This is a genomic window from Pseudoalteromonas sp. BSi20311, from assembly GCF_000239875.1.
Lineage (GTDB): Bacteria > Pseudomonadota > Gammaproteobacteria > Enterobacterales > Alteromonadaceae > Pseudoalteromonas.
Genome location: NZ_BADU01000063.1, coordinates 45,486 through 65,564 on the forward strand (window position 1 = coordinate 45,486; position 20,079 = coordinate 65,564).

Annotated in this window: 19 protein-coding genes; 9 read left to right on the forward strand and 10 right to left on the reverse strand. The window is 41.1% G+C overall.

What is annotated here, in order from left to right; genetic code table 11:
* Window positions 1–2: 2 nt before the first annotated feature.
* From dapD to P20311_RS06720, 3 genes are all read left to right on the forward strand, one after another.
* Entirely contained in the window at window positions 3–830 is an 828-nt protein-coding gene (gene dapD / locus P20311_RS06710; RefSeq protein WP_008110994.1) for a 2,3,4,5-tetrahydropyridine-2,6-dicarboxylate N-succinyltransferase, read from the forward strand.
* A 269-nt stretch (window positions 831–1,099) separates the two neighbouring features.
* Window positions 1,100–2,122, forward strand: coding sequence for a tetratricopeptide repeat protein (locus P20311_RS06715; protein WP_036984943.1), 1,023 nt, complete (start codon window positions 1,100–1,102; stop codon window positions 2,120–2,122).
* A gap of 247 nt (window positions 2,123–2,369) precedes the next feature.
* The gene (locus P20311_RS06720) at window positions 2,370–4,400 is read left to right on the forward strand and encodes a BCCT family transporter (protein ID WP_008110999.1); all 2,031 of its coding nucleotides are present in this window, start codon (window positions 2,370–2,372) and stop codon (window positions 4,398–4,400) included.
* Between the two features lie 64 nt (window positions 4,401–4,464).
* On the opposite strand, the gene P20311_RS06725 is transcribed toward P20311_RS06720, so the two are convergent.
* The 8 genes from P20311_RS06725 to pspA form a co-directional block, all read right to left on the reverse strand.
* Window positions 4,465–4,809: a 4a-hydroxytetrahydrobiopterin dehydratase gene (locus P20311_RS06725; protein ID WP_008111000.1), complete on the reverse strand. Its 345-nt coding sequence runs from the start codon at window positions 4,807–4,809 to the stop codon at window positions 4,465–4,467.
* A 36-nt stretch (window positions 4,810–4,845) separates the two neighbouring features.
* A complete protein-coding gene (gene phhA / locus P20311_RS06730) occupies window positions 4,846–5,643 on the reverse strand; it encodes a phenylalanine 4-monooxygenase (protein WP_008111003.1) in 798 nt (265 codons plus the stop codon).
* A gap of 238 nt (window positions 5,644–5,881) precedes the next feature.
* The gene (gene megL, locus P20311_RS06735; RefSeq protein ID WP_008111005.1) at window positions 5,882–7,063 is read right to left on the reverse strand and encodes a methionine gamma-lyase; all 1,182 of its coding nucleotides are present in this window, start codon (window positions 7,061–7,063) and stop codon (window positions 5,882–5,884) included.
* 135 nt (window positions 7,064–7,198) lie between these two features.
* Entirely contained in the window at window positions 7,199–8,227 is a 1,029-nt protein-coding gene (locus P20311_RS06740; RefSeq protein WP_008111008.1) for a TIGR01620 family protein, read from the reverse strand.
* A complete protein-coding gene (locus P20311_RS06745) occupies window positions 8,224–9,642 on the reverse strand; it encodes a YcjX family protein (RefSeq protein ID WP_008111009.1) in 1,419 nt (472 codons plus the stop codon). The genes P20311_RS06740 and P20311_RS06745 overlap by 4 nt, the downstream gene beginning before the upstream one ends.
* Before the next feature lie 63 nt (window positions 9,643–9,705).
* A complete protein-coding gene (gene pspC, locus P20311_RS06750) occupies window positions 9,706–10,104 on the reverse strand; it encodes an envelope stress response membrane protein PspC (RefSeq protein WP_008111012.1) in 399 nt (132 codons plus the stop codon).
* Complete coding sequence (gene pspB, locus P20311_RS06755) at window positions 10,101–10,334, reverse strand: envelope stress response membrane protein PspB (protein WP_008111014.1); 234 nt, start codon at window positions 10,332–10,334, stop codon at window positions 10,101–10,103. The genes pspC and pspB overlap by 4 nt, the downstream gene beginning before the upstream one ends.
* 66 nt (window positions 10,335–10,400) lie before the next feature.
* A complete protein-coding gene (gene pspA / locus P20311_RS06760) occupies window positions 10,401–11,060 on the reverse strand; it encodes a phage shock protein PspA (protein WP_008111015.1) in 660 nt (219 codons plus the stop codon).
* A 186-nt stretch (window positions 11,061–11,246) separates the two neighbouring features.
* Here pspA and pspF point away from each other — a divergent pair, with 186 nt between their 5' ends.
* From pspF to P20311_RS06790, 6 genes are read left to right on the forward strand one after another with little or no spacing between them, the layout of a single operon-like run.
* On the forward strand, window positions 11,247–12,308 hold the full coding sequence (pspF, locus tag P20311_RS06765; RefSeq protein ID WP_008111017.1) for a phage shock protein operon transcriptional activator: 1,062 nt from the start codon (window positions 11,247–11,249) through the stop codon (window positions 12,306–12,308).
* A 14-nt stretch (window positions 12,309–12,322) separates the two neighbouring features.
* Window positions 12,323–13,930, forward strand: a complete 1,608-nt coding sequence (locus tag P20311_RS06770; RefSeq protein ID WP_008111019.1) for an ABC transporter substrate-binding protein — start codon at window positions 12,323–12,325, stop codon at window positions 13,928–13,930.
* A complete protein-coding gene (locus P20311_RS06775; RefSeq protein WP_008111022.1) occupies window positions 13,930–14,964 on the forward strand; it encodes an ABC transporter permease subunit in 1,035 nt (344 codons plus the stop codon). Before P20311_RS06770 ends, P20311_RS06775 begins: the two co-directional genes overlap by 1 nt.
* Window positions 14,951–15,844, forward strand: a complete 894-nt coding sequence (locus P20311_RS06780) for an ABC transporter permease subunit (RefSeq protein ID WP_008111024.1) — start codon at window positions 14,951–14,953, stop codon at window positions 15,842–15,844. The genes P20311_RS06775 and P20311_RS06780 overlap by 14 nt, the downstream gene beginning before the upstream one ends.
* Complete coding sequence (locus P20311_RS06785) at window positions 15,845–16,837, forward strand: oligopeptide/dipeptide ABC transporter ATP-binding protein (protein ID WP_008111028.1); 993 nt, start codon at window positions 15,845–15,847, stop codon at window positions 16,835–16,837. It abuts the gene before it with no gap.
* On the forward strand, window positions 16,837–17,598 hold the full coding sequence (locus P20311_RS06790) for an ATP-binding cassette domain-containing protein (RefSeq protein WP_008111030.1): 762 nt from the start codon (window positions 16,837–16,839) through the stop codon (window positions 17,596–17,598). Before P20311_RS06785 ends, P20311_RS06790 begins: the two co-directional genes overlap by 1 nt.
* A 51-nt stretch (window positions 17,599–17,649) precedes the next feature.
* Here the strand turns inward: P20311_RS06790 and P20311_RS06795 are convergent, their stop codons facing one another.
* Window positions 17,650–19,551: a SurA N-terminal domain-containing protein gene (locus P20311_RS06795; RefSeq protein WP_008111031.1), complete on the reverse strand. Its 1,902-nt coding sequence runs from the start codon at window positions 19,549–19,551 to the stop codon at window positions 17,650–17,652.
* Between the two features lie 173 nt (window positions 19,552–19,724).
* Window positions 19,725–20,024, reverse strand: coding sequence for an HU family DNA-binding protein (locus P20311_RS06800; RefSeq protein ID WP_256872136.1), 300 nt, complete (start codon window positions 20,022–20,024; stop codon window positions 19,725–19,727).
* Window positions 20,025–20,079: the final 55 nt, after the last annotated feature.

Below are 20,079 nucleotides of genomic sequence, written 5' to 3' on the forward strand. Positions count from 1 at the left end.
CTATGTCAGATTTAAAAACCATGATTGAAAATGCGTGGGATAACCGCGACAGTATTAGCCCAGCAACCGTATCAAGCGATGTTAAACAAGCAATTATTGATGCACTTGAGCTACTAGATAGTGGCGCAGCGCGTGTTGCAGAAAAAATTTCTGGCGAATGGGTTGTTCATCAATGGCTTAAAAAAGCCGTGCTACTTTCATTTAGAATTCGTGAAAACCAGCCAATGAATGATGGCGTAAATCAATTTTACGACAAAGTACCGCTTAAATTTAGCGACTACACACCAGAACAGTTTCAACAAGGCGGCATGCGCGTAGTACCAAACGCCGTAGCCCGTAAAGGCAGCTTTGTAGGGAAAAATGTTGTGCTAATGCCATCGTATGTAAACATTGGCGCCTACGTTGATGAAGGCACTATGGTTGATACATGGGCCACGGTGGGCTCATGTGCTCAAATTGGTAAGAATGTACACTTATCAGGCGGTGTGGGCATAGGTGGCGTTTTAGAGCCGTTACAAGCAAATCCTACCATCATTGAAGACAACTGTTTTATTGGCGCTCGTTCAGAAATTGTTGAAGGGGTTATTGTTGAAGAAGGTGCGGTTATTTCAATGGGTGTTTACATTAGCCAAAGTACCCGTATTTACGACCGTGAAACCGGTGAAATTCATTATGGTCGCGTACCAGCCGGTGCCGTTGTGGTTCCGGGTGCACTGCCTTCAAAAGATGGCACGCATAGTTTGTACGCTGCGATTATTGTGAAAAAAGTTGATCAACAAACCCGTGAAAAAGTAGGTATTAACGCCCTGCTTCGCTCAATTGATGATTAAAGAGCAGTTTTTAGCTGTAAGCACTGAATAAGTTGATGTTAAACGTAGGTTAGGTTGAGTAAAACGAAATCCAACGATACATTAAAGTTAAGTGTATTCGCTAAAATTTAATTACATACAGAAAAAGCTCTAAGCTTGTATAGGTTTAGGGCTTTTTTAGTGCTTTTAAAATACCTTCTCACAAACCTGTACCCTTTAATCGCGTTGCTTTGTTAGATACCTGCATCTATAGTGAATAAACGCATAATTCGATTATCGAGGATAAGTTGTTGCGCCTTTTCGTTTTAGGTTGGTTGGTGTTATTTGGTTCAACGCAGGCTATGGCTAATGATTTTACATCGTTTGAAGCTAAACTTAACGAAGCCGAAGATTATCTTGTTGTTAATCCCGCACAATCAATAATCATTCTTGAAAATCTCAAAGAACTAAATACAGCTCCTGTTGCGCTATTTATCCGCTGGCACTTGCTTTATGCCCGAACAGCCGTGCCCACAAGTCATTACGATCGGCTTTATAAATCGATTGACGCAATATTTCAGCATCATCAAGCTGACTACTTCAAACAAAAATTGACCACCATAATGAGTGCCTTGGGAATATGGCTACGCCATGCTGAATACTTAAGCGATGCCCAGATCTCATTCAAATGTGCTTATAAATATGCGCACAACGATCGCCAACGACTCACCCTTACTAACAGTATGGCGCTGGTTGCTCGCTCGCAAAACGACTTTGCAAAAGCTCGCGCCTTATATACCGATAGCCTTGAGCTCACCACACAATTAAAGCTTCCTAATGTAACCGCACTTATAAAAAGTAATTTAGGCTACTTAGCCCTGGATGAGGGCAATATACCCGAAGCTGAGCGCTATTTTAGAAGTGCATTAAGAAATAACCAAAACATTGATAAACGCGCGGGGCAAATCTCAACCGGGCTTAATTTATTAATGGTTTTTTTGATTCAAGAGCAGCAAATTAATTTTGAGCGACTCTATAGCCCAACGGCCACATTAACCCATGCCTTTCCCAATGAAGCGAAACAAGCATTACTTTTTTGGCTTGAAATAGACTACAAAAATTTGACTGGGGGTTTTATAAGCCAAAAAGACAAACAACAGTTACAAACAGCGTATGAGCAATTAGAAAGCGATAAAATGAAACAGCTAGTAGCACATTATCTGGCTAAAAAGCTTGATGTTACTTTAACCCTTCCCGACCCCATTATAGCTAAAGAGTTTACCAGCCCTTGGTTTAATCTAGTAAAGCAATGTAATTGGGAGAAAAGTTTATAGCTTGAATCCATAAGCGTTCAGCAGAGCCAAGTTAAACACCGATGAAATCAATACAAAGCTGCTTGTCACGGACTCTAAATTAAAAAGGTATGGTTATCAATTTGCTCACTCTTATCGTTAACTTATATTCATTCTGTTATCAATAATATAAGTATATAAAACAAGCAACTGAATTAGCCAATAAACGAAATATATAATAAGGTGGTCAGGCATACTTGAAAGTTAGCAATTAATATTAAGGACTAATATGACAAAAACTGCTTTACGCTCAACTATTTTGCTACCTGTATTTTTACCTGCAGTATTTATTATTCTACTTTTGGTGATTGGTACAAGTAGTAACCCTGAACTCGCAGGTCAGGCATTTAGTGTTGCCCTTACGTGGATAACAGAAACCTTTGGCTGGTTTTATATGTTGTCTGTCGCTATTTTCTTGGTATTTATTGTCTCAGTCGCGGCTTCTAGCTGGGGGAATATAAAATTAGGGCCCGATCATGCACAGCCACAATACAGCTTTGGTGAATGGTTTGCCATGCTCTTTTCTGCCGGTTATGGCGTGGCACTGCTTTATTTTGGTGTTGCTGAACCTGTGCTGCATTACGCATCCCCGCCATCGGGGGCGGCTGAAACCGTTGATGCCGCCAAGCAGGCAATGCAAATTGCCTTTTTCCATTGGGGATTTCATATTTGGGCTATCTATGGAATTGTTGGTTTAGTGCTTGCTTACTTTGCATTTCGCCATGGCTTACCACTGTCTATTCGCTCTGCGTTGTATCCACTTATTGGCGATAAAATTTATGGCCCAATCGGCCATACTGTGGATGTATTTGCCATATTAGGTACTTTATTTGGTATTGCCACTACACTAGGGCTTTCGGTGACTCAAATAAATGCTGGCCTACATTACTTATGGCCAAACATCCCTATTAATACCACAGTGCAAATTACGGCCATTGCCGTTATTACTGCGGCAGCAACACTCTCAGTGGTGGCCGGTATGGATAAAGGGGTAAAACGTTTATCAATAGTGAATATGACCTTAGCCGTTTCATTAATGGCCTTCGTATTTTTTATTGGCCCAACGATTCATATTTTAGAGTCGTTTTTACAAAATACTGGTAGTTATCTTAGTGGCATAGTTGAGCGCACCTTTAACTTACAAGCTTATAGCCGCAGTGACTGGATTGGGAACTGGACTTTATTTATATTTGGCTGGACGATTGCGTGGGCGCCGTTTGTCGGCATGTTTATCGCAAAAATTAGCCGCGGCAGAACCATCAGACAATTTGTTGTTGGCGTAATGTTAGTTCCTACCATTTTTACTTTTTTATGGTTCTCAGTGTTTGGCGATACAGCACTGAATTTAATAATGAATGAAGGCTTTGACACACTAATCGGTGATGTACAAGCAAATCATGCCGTGGCATTATTTCAATTATTTGAAGTGTTACCGCTCTCATTTTTTATTTCGCTACTCACGGTTATTCTAATAGTTACCTTTTTTGTTACCTCATCTGATTCCGGCTCTTTAGTCATTGATTCACTCGCCTCTGGTGGAAATATTAATACGCCAGCTTGGCAACGCGTGTTTTGGGCGGTACTTGAAGGCGCTGTGGCTGCTGTTTTATTAGTGGCAGGTGGCTTAAGTGCACTGCAAACCATGACCATAGCCAGTGCGCTGCCCTTTGCTATTATTATGCTAATTGCCACCGCTGGGCTTTGGCGGGCTTTAAGAATTGAAGGCCATCGCGATACCAGTCTACAAGCACATTCACTCAATGGTCGTAATATTGATCTATCCCATTGGAAACGCCGTTTAGCTGCTATGGTTAATTACCCTAATAAAGAAAAAGTACATACTTTTATTGGCAGTGTAGTTGTTGAGGCAATGAAAGCCGTACAAGCAGAATTGAAATCTCGACAATGGCATGCCGTGGTCGAATTTGATACTGATTTAGGACGCGCTCATTTAACTGTACTACGTCATGAGCATGTGGATTTTGTTTATGATATTCGCCTTACCGAGCACCCTATGCCGAGCTTTGCTTACTCAGAACTACGACCAGATAATGATAATACTGAAATGTATTATAAGGCTGATGTATTTTTACGTCGTGGTGGTCTGTCGTACGATGTTTATGGCTACAATGAAGATGATATTGTGAAGGATATTCTTGATCAGTTTGAGAACTACTTACACTTTTTAGGTAACAGCCCAGGCGAACTACCTTGGGATATGGCTGAGCATGATGACATGTTAAACGCAGATAAAACCTAAGTAACTAACCACACATAAAAAAAGGCACTTTGCGGTGCCTTTTTGTTTATTCAAATCTAATTAATTACAGCGCGTTAAATACATCATCTGTTTTAGCAGCGCAAATGAAGTCATTTTTATGCAGGCCTTTAATTGAATGGCTCCACCAAGTCACGGTTACTTTGCCCCATTCGGTTAATAGACCTGGGTGATGCCCTTCGTCTTCAGCCATATCACCTACCTTATTAGTAAACGCAATGGCTTGTTTAAAGTTTTTAAACTTATAAACGCGCTCTAACTGCATAATACCGTCGCGTACTTCTGGCACCCAGTCAGGGATTTTTTTAATTAATTCAGCCAATTCAGCATCAGATACTTTTGGCGCATCTGCATGACAGGCTTCACATTTTTGTGCACTTAATGAAGACATTTTAAATCCTTAGTTTAGCGTTACTTTTTTCAAAAATTAACTAGCTAATTTTTCTTTTGGAGGAAACTTAGGGTCGTGCAAACCAAGTGATTTAGCTTGCTCAACTAAAGTCATTATATCCATTTGAGATATTTCAAACAGATCATGAATCGAATTAATCGTATAATACAATGGTTGCATAATATCTATACGGTACGGTGTACGCAGTACATCTAGCACATTCATTGGATTAATCTCTGGTGTATCTGAATACACGTATTGGGTTTCCCCTGGGCTTGATAAAATACCACCGCCGTAAATACGTAATCCTTTTTCGGTTTGCATCAAACCAAACTCAACGGTAAACCAGTACATGCGTGCTAAATAAACGCGATCTTTCTTCTCTGCCGCGTACCCTAGTTGCCCGTACTTATGGGTAAATTCAGCAAAGTCAGGATTGGTTAGCATGGCACAGTGACCAAATATCTCATGAAAAATATCGGGTTCTTGTAAATAGTCAAATTCTTCACGGCTACGAATGAAGGTCGCTACAGGAAATTGCTTGTTAGCGAGTAACCTAAAAAACTCATCAAAATCGATAAGTGCAGGTACAGGTGCAACTTGCCAACCTGTGGTTGCTAATAGCACTTCGTTTAGTTCACTAAGCTGTGGGATGCGATCATGAGGCAGATTGATTTTTTTCAACCCTTCCATGTACTCATCACAGGCTTTGCCTTCAATGCACGCAAGTTGGCGTGCTACAAGCTCAGACCAAATTTTATTTTCTTCATCGCTCCAATGTATAACCCCATTTTCATCAGGTGTTTTGGAGGTGTAATTACTTGCTTTAGCCATAAATACCTTCTTTGGGATGAAACCCTAAACCGGTGTCAAAATAACAGCCAAATGCTTGGCTATTCGATGTAGCCATACTATGCAAAAGTGAACAAAAGTTTAATAGCTTGACGCAGATCAATACTGTTGCAGATTACGCAAATCGTAAATTTAAAATTACACCAAAGCAAAGATAAAATCACACCCCATACTTAATAGTACTTACAGATAGAAATTACTGTAAATAATAAATTACACCTTACGATATTTTAGTAAATGCTTGGTTGAGATCGTTAATAATATCGTTAACATCTTCCAACCCAACTGATAAACGAATTAAGCCATCACTAATTCCAGCCGCTAGTCTTTCTTCGGGAGTGTATGGCGAATGCGTCATCGATGCAGGGTGTTGAATGAGGGTTTCAGCATCGCCTAAACTAACCGCTAAAGTGCACAGTTGCATGCTATCAATAAACTGCTCACCGTCGGTTAAACTCCCTTTAATTTCAAAGGCAATAACACCACCAGCCGCTTTCATTTGCTTACCAATATACTTGTAACCTGGGTGAGACTTAAGCCCAGGGTAATACACTTTATTTACTTGCGGATGAGCTTCCAAGTATTCGGCAATCGTTTGCGCACTTTGGCAATGGCGTTCTACGCGAATAGCTAAAGTTTTTAAACCTCGATTTATTAACCACGCATCGTGAGGACTAATAGTGGCACCAATATCTTTAAGCACGGTCATTTTAATCTGTGTAATATGCTCAAGTGAACCACATACAATACCTGCGACAACATCGCCGTGACCATTTAAATACTTGGTCGCGCTATGCATTATAATATCGATACCGTACTTTTTTGGTGACTGCAGTAGCGGGGTTAAAAAAGTATTGTCGACCACACTCAGTAAATTATGCTGTTTAGCCACGTTACTAATAAGTGCTAAATCAATCACTGCCATGGTTGGGTTGATTGGTGTTTCTACAAATATCATTTTTGAGTTAGGCTTAATGGCAGCGCGCAGTTCACTCTCATTGGCCATATCAACAAAGGTGACTTCAATTCCCCATCGCGGCAACATATGCGCAAAAAAAGCAAAGGTGCAGCCATACAGAGCGCTTGATGCAATTAAGTGATCGCCTTGCGATAGGAAGCTTAGTACCGAAGCGGATACCGCACCCATGCCTGTAGCCGTGGCGGCGGCGGCTTCACAGCCTTCTAATTGCGCTACTTTTTGCTCAAGTTCAGTCGTGGTTGGGTTACCTAAACGCGTGTAAATATAACCGGGCTCTTCACCTGCAAAGCGGGCAGCACCTTGGGCGGCACTTTCAAAATGAAACGTAGACGTTTGATACAAAGGTGAGGTTAATGCGCCATGCGGATCGTTTGCTTTTTGTGGGCCATGGATACATTGGGTGTGTTGATGATGCTTGCTCATTGTGTGTTCTCGTTTTTATTATGTGTGTCAATAGCATAAATAAAACGCACCGCACTTAAAATCACAAGCATGCCGGATGCTCAGATGGCTATTTGTGCAAACTTTACTCAAAAAGCTGTACACAAATATTGCCAACTATTTACTATCGGCTCTCTTAGTACGACTCATAATTTTACTCGCAATCCCTTGAACAGTGCCTTTTAACAAGCTGCGTTTATTTTCAAGACGCGGTAATGGTCGGCTTAATTCCATGGCTTTATAGCCTATACGAGCTGTAAATATACCTGCACTGACGCCTTGCGCAGCTCGCCCTGAAAGTTTGCCTAATAGCTCAGCACTAAGTGCCGTGGCAGCTAAATCAGATACAAGCTCTGCGCTGCCTACAAACATGACTTGTTTTAACAGCATTCGGTAGAGCTTAATGCGGCTGGCATAACCAAAGCCAATGCCATATATGCGGCCTATTTGCTCTATTAATTTAGTGCCACGCCATAACACCGCTATCATATCCACCAGCGCAAGAGGGCTTAATGCGACTAATAAGGCTGACTCTGTTGCAAAGCGGTTTATAAGCTTTTTAGCTTGGGTGTCTTGCGTTACCAGTAGGCTATTAGCGTAAAGTGTCATTATTTCTTTATCACTATGGTGCGTAGCAACTTGGTTTTTAAAGTTTTCAAAATTGTCTAACTGCTGGTGCTTGTTCAATTTTTCAAGCCAAGGGAGTGCACCACCCACTTGCTCACTGTTTAATAGCCTATCGGCTTCATGGCGATGCAGCTGATTACGCTTTAAACTGCGCAACATCCGATACTCTCGCCATAACAATCTTGTTATTAATAGCAGAGCGCTTACCACGGCGGTTAAATAAACACTGCCCAAAATAAGCGATTGCTGATAAGCAAGCACAATAGAAAACCCAAACTCTAGCAGTACTAAAATAATAAAGCTGAGCGCAAACAAGCCTTTGAGCGTTTGCCATTTTGACTTTTTATACACCGGCTCTAAATCAACTTCAGGCTCAAGCGCATCATCCTCAAGCTCAGAGGTGTAATCACTTTGTCCGTGTTCAATAATTTTAGCAGGTGTTAACGCAGGCTCGTTTTGCTCAATACTTTGTGCACTAATACGACGCCCTGCTTGAAACTGTTGCGTTGACTCACTCATGTTAATTTATCTCCTAGCAAGTACTGCATCACATGATCTAATCGAATATGTTTAAGTTGCTTGTCGGGGCTTGGCATCGGCGAAAATGACAAAAATTCAAACCCTTGCGCTGGCCACTCACTTTTATTAAGCATTCTACTTGGCGGCTCTGGTGGTAAATAAGTCAGCCACTCATGCTCATTTAAAGGTTTACCGTAAACGCAATCAAGGGTTTGACCTTTATCAACCACTTGGCGAGGTTGGGTTGCGGTAATTGATGACATAGCCATAGTTTCAATTTGTACACCATCAAACTTTAAATGATTACTTTGCTCTTTAACCAGCGAGTCTAGTAACAAGGCTAACGCTTTATGATGCTTAGCACTGATGTGATCTGACTTATTAGCCGCAAACAATATTTTATCAATATTCGGTTTGAATAAACGTTTAAAAAAGCCAGACTCCCCATAACTAAAATGTGCCAACAATTGATTAATAACACGGCTTTGCTCATGCAACGTTTCATGGCCTTCATTTAATGCACTGAGTACATCAACCAACACAATTTGGCGGTCAAAATGACGAAAATGCTCATTATAAAATGGCTTAACGACTTCTTTCACGTAAGCATTAAAACGTTTAATTAAATGCGCTAAATTAGAACCCGCCACCACATCGTCTTTCATCATTTCAGGGTTTATTGGAAAAAATAACAATAACGGCGCACCTTGCAAGTCGCCCGGCATTAACATTCGCCCGGGTTGTAACATCGCAAGTTTGGTGTCTTTTTTTAGCCCTACTAGCATGCGTTGATAAAGTTGTGCAATGTTAGCAAGCTCACTTTCATCCACAGGCGCATGTAAATCAAGTTGCTCTACGGCGTGTAAAAAATCGCCTGAGGTAGCGCTGCGAGGAGACTGATTTAATAATGGGTATTGCTGTTCACACCACGCAGTATAGCTTTGTTCAAGCATAGGTAAATCGAGCAGCCATTCGCCTGGATAGTCAATAATATCAAGGTATAACGTTGATTGCGGTGAAAAATGACCTCGCAGACCCGCATTACTTTGGTATTTAATCGCCAAGCGTAGGGTATTTATTCGCTCAGTAGACGCCGGCCAAGCAGGGTCACCTTCCATTGGCAGTAAGGCACTCATTGCACGGTTATAATCAAAAGTGGGCACGTTTAATGCCTCTTGCGGCACAATTTTAGTGGCAATATGACGATGCTCGCGCATCACATCAAAAAAAGGTAAGTTGTTGTCATTCGCCTGAGAGGTTAAGTGCTTAACTAACGCGCTTATAAACGCGGTTTTACCACTGCCGCTCAACCCAGTTACAGCAAGCTTAACATGTTGGTCTAAACTACGGTGCAGGGCTTTTTGTGCTTTGCCTTTAAAGGTTTTAAAGGTCTTTTTTGCAAATGATTGGCTCATAAAGTGTTTTGCACCCTATCTGCCGTAATTGTTCACGTTACAAACAAGGTGCTTATCAATCCTTTAAAGTTTATTAATTTCACGACTGACCGTAAATTCGCTTGAGGTAACGTAACGTTCCATCTCTTGTAAGCGAACATCAACACGTGTTAAACGCTCTTTTAAGTCTTGTAATGCACGACGAGGTGGCTCGCCCTTTTGCCATACTTTAAACTTAACTTCTAGTGGGTCATCACTGTAAGTTGAATGCGTTTTACGTGTTGCAGCAGGTTTTTTATCTAAAATAAACCATGCTGCAATGTACGCTACCACAAATAATGGGCCACCGGTTAGTAGTACCGCACTAACAAATATAATGCGAACTAACCATAACTCCATATTAAAGTAGTCACTTAAACCGGCACATACGCCAGCTATTTTGCCGCGTTGTGGGTCTCTGAATAATTCGCGTTTAGTGTTCATACTTTTTGTCTCCACTGAGGTGACTCTTGATCAAGCAACGCTTCTAATGTTTCTACTCTATCAGCCATTTTTTCAGCTTTTTGTGCTAGCTCCAATAATTGGCGGTGCTCATGCTCACTCAACCCTTGGCTTACTTGCTTTTTGCTACGGTAGTGTAAAATTAACCACAGTGGCGCAACAAAAATCATAAATAAGATAAAGGGGGCAACTAGTATCTCTGGATCAAACATAATCCTCTCCTGACAATCCTTATTCTATGTTGATGTCAGGGGCACGTGGCCCCTGATATTATCGTTTTATTTATTTGCGAGTTTCTTTTTAAGTTCAGCTAACTCGTCATCAATCTTTTCATTCTTTTGTAAGTCTGCAATTTCATCAGCTAACGTTTGTTTACCTAAATCATAAGACTCTATTTGAGATTCTAGCCCATCAATTTTGGTTTCGTAACGTTCAAAGCGATTAAGTGCATCCTCTACTTTAGAACTATCAAGCGCTTTTTTAACTTCAAGGCGCGACTCAGCCGAGCGTTGACGTAAAATAATCGCTTTTTGACGTGCCTTAGCATCTGCTAGCTTTTCTTGTAGCGTAGTAACCTCTTGTTGTAGCTTCTCAATATGAGACTCTACATGGTCAAGTTCACTTTCTACCGCAGCAACTGCGTCGGCTGATTTTTGCTTTTCAAGTAATGCTGAGCGTGCTAAATCGTCACGATCTTTGCTCAGTGCCAGTTCGGCTTTCTCTTGCCAATCGCTTACTTGGGCTTTTAGTGTATCTACGCGACGTACTAATTCTTTTTTCTCAGCGAGTGTTTTTGCTGATGTAGAGCGTACCTCTACCAGTGTATCTTCCATCTCTTGGATAATAAGACGAACCATTTTTTCAGGGTCTTCTGCTTTATCTAAAATGGCATTGATATTAGAATTAACAATGTCTGCAAAACGTGAAAAAATTCCCATAACATATACCTCTATTATTTAATCTAAATGTGTCTGCTTTTATTAGTATCAATATGCTTGCCAACTTTTTTAATTTTAAAATAGCAATAAATTTCAAATAGTTAAATGTAAATTACAAATTGCTTTTGTTATCAATCATAATGAAATACACTAACTGTTAGTAAAAATGACTAAGAGTTAGGAAATATGAGTCAATATCGCCAACAGGATAATTTGCTCGGCCAATCAGACAGCTTTTTATCGGTTCTTGATCAGGTATCGCAGCTAGCAAACCTAGATAAACCCGTACTTATTATTGGTGAACGTGGTACCGGTAAAGAGCTTATTGCAGCACGTTTACACTTTTTATCCAAGCGCTGGGATCAAAGTTACGTCAAACTTAACTGTGCGGCATTAAACGAAAATCTACTCGAAAGTGAATTATTTGGCCATGAAAGTGGTGCATTTACTGGCGCAAGTAAACGCCATGAAGGCCGATTTGAGCGGGCTAATAGCGGCACCTTATTTTTAGATGAGTTGGCAAATACTTCTGCCCTAGTGCAAGAAAAGCTATTAAGGGTAATAGAGTATGGTGAGTTTGAGCGTGTTGGCGGCAAACAAACGGTTAAAGTAGATACGCGCTTAGTCTGTGCGACCAATGAAGACTTACCGCATTTAGCGCAGCAAGGTGAATTTAGAAGCGATTTACTCGATAGGCTCGCATTTGATGTGATCACTCTACCGCCACTGCGCGAACGCCAAGACGATATTATGTTACTGGCTGAGCAATTTGCAATGAATATGGCACGCGACTTAGAGTGGGAGTTATTTAGTGGCTTTACTCGCAATGCACAAGAAAGTTTACTCAGTTATGAGTGGCCGGGTAATGTGCGTGAGCTTAAAAATGTGGTGGAGCGAAGTCTTTATCGCCACGGCAATGAACATATCCCTGTGCATAAAATTATTTTAGACCCATTCGAAAGCCGCTTTAGACCTAAAGCACGTATTAAACATGCACAAGCCCCTGTTGCTGTGCAAAATGAAGTTGTTAACACCCAGCCCAAAGAAGCGCCTGTAACACCGAGTTTGAGTAACGCAGAACCTGAGTTTCCTTGTGACTTAAAAACACTCTCTAATGAATTTGAGATCACATTAATAAAAAAAGCATTAGAACATAGCCAATTTAATCAAAAGAAGACTGCAGAAGTACTTGGTTTAACGTATCATCAATTACGTGGTTATTTGAAAAAATACAATTTGCTGGAATAGTAGAGGTTGTGCGGGTGCATAAATTATTACTTGCTTTATTATCATTGAGTTTAGTAGGTTGCATTGATAGTAAAGAAGAAATCTTAGAAGAAAAAAACCAAGGCCTCGTTTATTGCGCTGAGGCAAATCCTGTGTCGTTCAATCCACAAGTCACAACCACAGGATCAACCATCGATATTATTGCTAACCAGTTGTACGACCGGTTAATTAGTATTGACCCTGTGACTGCTGAATTTAAAAGCGAACTAGCCACCGACTGGAAAATTAGCAAAGACGGTAAGTCTGTCACTTTTACTCTGCGTAAAGGGGTTAAATTTCATACCACCGCGTATTTTACTCCAACACGCGAATTTAACGCTGATGATGTCATTTTCACTTTCAGTCGTTTATTTGATGTATACAACCCCTATCACTTTGTCGGTGATGCGAATTATCCCTACTTTCAAAGTGTGGGTATTGACCAACTTATTCGTAAAATTGTCAGGGTGTCTGATCACCAAGTTCGGTTTGAATTATTTAACGCAGAAAGCAGTTTTTTAGCGAATATGGCGACCGATTTCGCCGTGGTGCTCTCTAAAGAATATGCCATGGCGCTCAAAGCCAACAACCAAGAAAACCTATTTGATCAATATCCAGTTGGCACCGGTCCTTATATTTACAAAGAATACCGACGAGACCATTTAGTACGCTTTTATAAAAACGCTGACTATTGGAAACACGAGGTGGCACTTGAGCAGTTGGTGTACGACATTACCCCTAATGGCACCACGCGTATTGCTAAAATTCTTACCAAAGAGTGTGACGTAACTGCGCATCCTAGCAGTGCACAGTTAAGTATTTTAGCTCAGCGAGATGATATTAACGTTGAAAGGGAAACCAACTTAAACATAGGTTATTGGGCATTTAATTCCGAACGCCCTCCGTTTGATAACTTAAAAGTACGCCAAGCCTTAGTGCATGCCATTGATATAGAAAAAATAATGCAGGCAGTTTACTACGGTAATGGACTTCGTGCGCGGTCAATATTACCACCCACGTCGTGGGCGTTTGAACCACAAAAGAACATGCCAATTTTCGACCCACAACTGGCAAAAAAACTATTAACAGAAGCCGGTTATGAAAAAGGGTTTGATATGAGCATTTGGGCTATGCCTGTCAGCCGTATTTATAACCCCAATGCACGAAAAATGGCAGAGCTGATGCAAAGCGATTTACGCAAAATTGGCGTTAACGTTAATATTGTCGAGTATGAGTGGAACACCTTTATTCAACGCATAGGCGAGCACCGTCACGACAGTGTATTATTAGGTTGGGCAGCAGATACGCCTGATCCTGACAACTTTTTTAGCCCGTTACTTAGCTGCACCGCGACCTTCAGTGGCAAAAACCCAGCGAACTGGTGTAATCCTGAATTTGATTTACTGTTAACTAAAGCTCTCGATACGACCGATTTAAATTTACGTAAACAATATTACGACGCAGCACAAAGTATGATCATCGAACAATTACCCTTATACCCAATAGCCCACGGCATGCGTTTTCAGGCAAGTAGTGCTGATGTTGAGGGGATCACACTCGGGCCATTTGGCGCTATTTCATTGGCTAACGCGAGGAAGAAGTAATGTTATTCGATTATATTTTACGCCGCCTCGGATTGTTATTTTTCATGGTGTTATTACTGAGTATTTTTACTTTTTCGCTGAGCTACTTATTCCCTGGCGATCCACTGAGTAACTTAAGCGGCATACCAGACACTAACTTTACTCAAAATGCACAGCTAGAAGAAAAGTACCTGTTTAACAGTAACTACTTTATGCAGTACATTGCCTTTGTTGGGCGAATAGTACAAGGCGATTGGGGCGTGTCGTTTGCCTCAGGAGATAGTGTTTTTGCTCACGTGGTTGATTTAATTCCAGCGACCTTAGAGCTGAGTATTTATGCGTTAGTCATCTCGGTTGTGGTTGGCGTGCCTGTCGGGATTTTAGCATCGGCTTATCATAAACAATGGCCTGATAAATTAATTAGCTCAACAGCTATGGTTGGCTATTCTATGCCTATTTTTTGGCTCGCGTTATTACTAATTATGGTTTTTTCGCTCAAACTTGGTTGGTTTCCTATGTCGGGGCGAGTGAGCTTATTGTATGAAATACCTGCCAGTACGGGGTTTATCTTACTGGATATTTTACTAGCTGATTTTCCCTACAATGGCATGGCAATGCTTGATGCACTGCATCACCTAACGTTACCCACCATTGTACTGGCTATGTATCCGACTACTGTATTGGTGCGCTTTACTCGCGAGTCAATGTTAAAAGTAATGGATCAAAACTTTATCAAAACAGCTCGCGCCAAAGGCCTTAACCGTGGACAGCTTATTATTCATCACGCCCTGAGAAATGCATTACTGCCGGTTATAAAGCAAATAGGTTTGCAATTTAGCACCTTAATCACCCTTGCTATGATCACCGAGGTTATTTTTTCATGGCCGGGGATTGGCCGTTGGTTAATAGACAGTATTTATCAACGTGACTACCCTGCCATACAAGGGGGGTTAATGGCCGTTTCTTTTTTCATTATTATTGCGACAATTATAGCCGAACTAACATACACCCTACTCGATCCCCTGTCTCGGAACCAAGCGCATGGCAAAGTTTAATTTATTTTCAGAAGATTCAAATAAATCGCCATTAGCGAGACTATGGAGAAAATTTAAAAATAACCATCCTGCTTTGGTGGGTTTATGGGTGTTTATTGCCTTTAGTATATTAGCTGCAACAGCGCCGTTTCTTGCGCCCTATGGAGTAAACCAACAGCACAGTAATGCACTACTGCTACCACCTTCATGGAATGAAATGGGCGATGTGCGGTTTATTTTAGGCACCGATGACTTAGGCCGAGATGTGCTTTCACGCTTAATGAATGGTGCGACTTATACTTTTGGTTTGTCGATCGTGGCTGCACTAATTACCACCATAATTGGCGTGTTAGTCGGGACATTTGCTGGTATTAGCAAAGGCATACGCTCTAGCTTTTTGAACCATTTACTTGATGTAACCTTATCTATCCCCTCATTATTATTGGCCATTATTATTATTGCCATACTCGGACCTGGATTAATGAATACCGTTTGGGCAATTATTTTAGCGCTGTTACCACAGTTTATTCATTCCATTAGAAACCTAATCGTTGATGAGCTAGGTAAAGATTATGTCACAGCGTACCGGCTCGATGGAGCCTCTAAGTGGCATATTTTATCGCGCGGTATTTTTCCTAATGTGTATGAATATATTGTGGTTATTTTTACTATGGCCCTCTCTACTGCTATTTTAGATATTGCTGCGCTAGGGTTTTTAAAACTTGGCGCACAGCCGCCGACCACTGAATGGGGTGCTATTTTGGCCGAAAACTTAGGGCTTATTTATTTAGCGCCATGGACAGTGGCTCTTCCGGGTGTACTGCTATTTTTAGCCGTTCTTTCAACAAACTTGGTGGGCGATGGACTTCGCAAAGTTTTACAAGCGCGTAAGGCAGATTAAATGCATTTACTAGATATTCGAAATTTAACCATAGAGCTGCAAACGTCTGAAACTGCTATTCGCGCTGTTGACCGAGTAAGTTTTAGTTTAAAAGAAGGTGAAGTACACGCCTTAGTGGGAGAATCCGGCTCAGGAAAAAGCTTAATTGCAAAAGCCATTGTAGGCGTACTTAACGAACGCTGGGTTATAACCGCCGATAGAATGCATTGGCGCGGTGTCGATTTAATGCGCCTCACACCAGAGCAGCGCCGTAAAACCGTCAGCCAAGACATTGCAATGATTTACCAAGATCCAAGTCGCTGCCTTGACCCTACTGCAAAAATATTTAACCAAATCGCTGAAACACTGCCTGAAGTGGCCGCCAAAGGGTTTTTCTTAAAACGCAACCGAGAGCGTAAAGATCGTGTAAAAGCACTGATACACAAAGTGGGCATTAAAAATCATGAAGCCGTGCTTGATAGCTACCCTCATGAACTCTCTGAAGGCGTTTGTCAAAAAGTCATGATAGCCATGGCCATTGCGCGTACACCTAAATTGCTCATTGCTGATGAGCCTACAACCGCACTAGAAAGCACCACCCGTGCACAGGTGTTTAGGTTATTAAAAAGTTTAAATCAGCTAAAGAACATGTCTATTTTGATGATTTCCCATGAGCTAGAAGAAATAGTAAATTGGTCGCATGGTATTCATGTGTTGTACTGCGGTCAAATGGTTGAAGCAGGTCCAACACACCGTATTTTTAGCCAACCTCGTCATCCGTATACGCAAGCTTTACTAAAAAGCCTGCCCGATTATGAGCATGGTTTAGCCCATAAAGAACCTTTTTATGCATTAAAAGGCACCATACCTACACTACAACATTTACCGATTGGTTGTCGACTCGGTCCACGTTGCCCGCAAGCACAAAAAGAGTGTGTGGTTGCCCCTAAACTCTCTAAACACCACGGCCATAGTTACGCGTGTCACTTTCCATTGATCAAGGAAGTAAAATAATGCAACCCTTGTTAAAAGTTCAAGCCTTGTCAAAAGCCTTTAACATGCGTGCAGGTTTATTTAGCCGTAAAAAATTTGATGTACTAAAAAACATCTCATTTTGCATTGGTAAAGGTGAAACAATTGCCATTATTGGTGAAACAGGCTCAGGAAAAAGTACCCTGGCTAAATTATTAGTGGGTGCATACAGTGCCGATAACGGGCAGATATTATTAGAGAATAACACCATAGAAAACAATGGTAATCGTGATGCGCAGTGTCGTTATATCCGAATGATTTTTCAAGACTCCGCCACCTCATTGAACCCAGCAGTGACCATTGCTGAAATGCTCGATGATTGCCTAAAATTCAATACTGATTTTGATAAAACTCAACGTAGTGAAAAAATTGGCAGTACTTTACTTAAGGTCGGATTGCTGGTTGATCATCAGCAATACTATCCGCATATGTTTAGTGTGGGGCAATTACAGCGTGTAGCGCTCGCTCGCGCGCTTATATTAGATCCCAAGGTAGTTGTACTCGATGAGGCACTTTCGTCGCTTGACCCCTCTGTGAGGGCGCAAATAGTTAACTTATTACTTAAATTACAGCTCGAAACCGGTTTAACCTATATTTTGATCACCCATCATTTAAGTTTAGTGCGCCATATTAGCGACCAATTAGTCGTTCTCAATAAAGGTGAAATTGTTGAATACGGTCCCACTGAAGCTATTTTTCAAAGCCCACAGTCAAAGGTTACTCAACGCTTATTAAGCTGTTAATACAAAAATATAAAAGGCGCCAATTGGCGCCTTTTATAGTTTAGCTATTATTTATTCCGCAGGTTGCGCTGCTTTTGGTACATTAAGCTCTGCTTGTTGCTTAAGCGATTCAATGAATACCGTATAGTTTTTCTGCGCTTGCGCCATCGTGATATTTTGCTTCATTTGTGGCTCAATGTTGTCACTCACTGGTGCATCATTTACCGCTTTAAGCGCAACAATCGCTGCATCACCATTGTTTAAGTTAACTACATCATATACAGCTGCATCACTAGGATGTGCCATTTTGAATACTTGGGTAACAATAGCAGGCGAAACTGCAAAGCTTTCACGAGTTAGTTGCGACTCTTGACGAACGTTTAGTGATTGCTCAGCAGCCACATCGTTTAAGCCCTTACCGTCTTTGATTTGTGCAAATAAGGTACGTGCTTTTTCTTTAGCAAGATCCGACGCTTTTTCGTTTACTAAGCGTGTTTTAATTTGCTCACTTACTTCGCTCAATGCTTTAGTTGCAGCCGGTTGATGCTCGTTAACACGAACCACAATCACGTGCTCATTACCTAGTTCGATTACTTCTGAGTTTACTTTATCTTCTAGTAATTCAACTGATGATAATGCGGTTATAACCGCAGGATTATTAAGCGGCTCAGGAAGCGCACTCAGTGCTAATAGCGGTGTAGATTGTACTTCAACACCCGCCACTTCAGCAGCATCGTCTAAGCGGTCAGAAATCTCAAAGGCTAACGCACCCATTTCTGTTTGCTTCTCGTAAAACGCATCCACTTTTTCAGCTTGTTCAAGTTCAGCACGTAAATCGGCTTTCACGGCATCGTAAGGTTTAACTTGCTGCGATTGAATGTCTGTAAGTTTAATGATGTGATAACCAAATTCAGAGGCTACTACATCAGAGTAATCACCTTTGTTTTGCAGTGCAAAAGCAGCATCTTCAAATGCAGGCTCCATGACATCACGTTCAATCCACTCTAGGTCACCACCCATTTCTGCACTAACAATGTCATCTGACGATGTCTCTGCTAGCTCAGCAAAATCAGCACCAGCGTTAAGCTGGGCAAGTAAAGACTCAGCTTTCGCTTTTGCCGCATCGTCATCTTCACTGTTATCAATTAAGATATGTGATACACGACGTTTTTCAGGCTCAACATATTGCGCTTTACTCTGCTCATAATATGCTTTTACGTCGTCTTCGCTTACCGATGCAACATCGATATCATCTGCATCTAACTCAATGTAATTAACTGAAATAAGCTCTGGCGATAAAAATTGCCCTGCATTTAATTCGTAGTAATCAGCCACTTCTTGATCAGTAACGTCAACATCAGCCTGCATTGCTTGTTTATCAATGACTAAATAATCAATGCTGCGAGTTTGTTGTTGCAGTGCAATGGCTGATTTAAGCTCGTTTTGCAATGCAAAGTCAGTTCCTGCAACCGCTGACACTAACTGGCTACGTGTCATATCATCACGAAGGTACTCTCGAAATGAATCAGGTTGGAAGTTCATTTGACGAATCACTTGTAAGTAACGGTCGTTATTAAACTGATCGCCAATTTTAAAATAAGGTAGCTCTAAAATTGTTTTGCGAACGCTTTCATCACTTACGCGAAGACCAAGTTCGGCAGCTAACTGGCTTTGTAATTCTTGTTGTACTAAACGGTCAATCACGCCTTGACGGATTTGAGCCATGTAAGTTGGATCAGCTGCTATTTGGGTAAAGTACTCACCAAATTGTTGTTCTAAGCGGCTGCGTTCATTTTGAAACGCACGGCTAAATTCTGTTTGGCTAATTTTAATTCCATTTACTTCAGCAACGGGTTGTTCTGTGGTTTGACCTAAGTAACTACCGATCCCAGCTAAGGCAAAAGATAAAATCACCGCGCCTAAAATGACTTTGGCTACCGGCCCTTGCGAACCTTCTCTGATTTTCTCAAGCATTTGTTTATCTCTTTTCTGAGCAAGGTATTTTCTACCTTGTCATATGTAAAAAAAGCGTATCTTACCAGATACGCTTTTTCACTTGAAGTAACTGGCGGTGAAGTAACTTAATTTATCGATTGCAATAATTAAGCGTCTCTTTACTCGCCATAACTAATTTGTTTACACAGTGATTAGTTTACTGCGTCTTTAAGCGCTTTACCGGCTTTAAAAGCTGGGATGTTAGCTGCAGCAATTTGAATCGTTTCACCAGTTTGTGGGTTACGACCTGCACGAGCAGCACGCTCACGTACAGAGAAAGTACCAAAACCAACAAGTGCAACTGAGTCGCCATCTTTTAGCGCGCCAGATACAGATTCGATGAATGAATCTAGTGCACGACCTGCAGCCGCTTTAGAAATGTCAGCATCAGCTGCGATTTGATCGATTAATTGAGATTTATTCACAATATCATCCTCTTTCATTGTTGTTATCAAGAGCGATTGTTTTTTAAACTAACATCACTGTTTTGAAATTTTTGAGCAATTT

What these genes read in the sequence shown, in the direction of transcription:
- P20311_RS06785 (WP_008111028.1), top strand. Translation starts at nt 15,845, where the DNA reads ATGCATTTACTAGATATTCGAAATTTAACCATAGAGCTGCAAACGTCT.
- P20311_RS06745 (WP_008111009.1), bottom strand. Translation starts at nt 9,642, where the DNA reads ATGAGCCAATCATTTGCAAAAAAGACCTTTAAAACCTTTAAAGGCAAA.
- P20311_RS06740 (WP_008111008.1), bottom strand. Translation starts at nt 8,227, where the DNA reads ATGAGTGAGTCAACGCAACAGTTTCAAGCAGGGCGTCGTATTAGTGCA.
- P20311_RS06780 (WP_008111024.1), top strand. Translation starts at nt 14,951, where the DNA reads ATGGCAAAGTTTAATTTATTTTCAGAAGATTCAAATAAATCGCCATTA.
- pspC (WP_008111012.1), bottom strand. Translation starts at nt 10,104, where the DNA reads ATGAACACTAAACGCGAATTATTCAGAGACCCACAACGCGGCAAAATA.
- dapD (WP_008110994.1), top strand. Translation starts at nt 3, where the DNA reads ATGTCAGATTTAAAAACCATGATTGAAAATGCGTGGGATAACCGCGAC.
- phhA (WP_008111003.1), bottom strand. Translation starts at nt 5,643, where the DNA reads ATGGCTAAAGCAAGTAATTACACCTCCAAAACACCTGATGAAAATGGG.
- pspB (WP_008111014.1), bottom strand. Translation starts at nt 10,334, where the DNA reads ATGTTTGATCCAGAGATACTAGTTGCCCCCTTTATCTTATTTATGATT.
- megL (WP_008111005.1), bottom strand. Translation starts at nt 7,063, where the DNA reads ATGAGCAAGCATCATCAACACACCCAATGTATCCATGGCCCACAAAAA.
- pspA (WP_008111015.1), bottom strand. Translation starts at nt 11,060, where the DNA reads ATGGGAATTTTTTCACGTTTTGCAGACATTGTTAATTCTAATATCAAT.
- P20311_RS06775 (WP_008111022.1), top strand. Translation starts at nt 13,930, where the DNA reads ATGTTATTCGATTATATTTTACGCCGCCTCGGATTGTTATTTTTCATG.
- P20311_RS06790 (WP_008111030.1), top strand. Translation starts at nt 16,837, where the DNA reads ATGCAACCCTTGTTAAAAGTTCAAGCCTTGTCAAAAGCCTTTAACATG.
- P20311_RS06725 (WP_008111000.1), bottom strand. Translation starts at nt 4,809, where the DNA reads ATGTCTTCATTAAGTGCACAAAAATGTGAAGCCTGTCATGCAGATGCG.
- pspF (WP_008111017.1), top strand. Translation starts at nt 11,247, where the DNA reads ATGAGTCAATATCGCCAACAGGATAATTTGCTCGGCCAATCAGACAGC.
- P20311_RS06720 (WP_008110999.1), top strand. Translation starts at nt 2,370, where the DNA reads ATGACAAAAACTGCTTTACGCTCAACTATTTTGCTACCTGTATTTTTA.
- P20311_RS06795 (WP_008111031.1), bottom strand. Translation starts at nt 19,551, where the DNA reads ATGCTTGAGAAAATCAGAGAAGGTTCGCAAGGGCCGGTAGCCAAAGTC.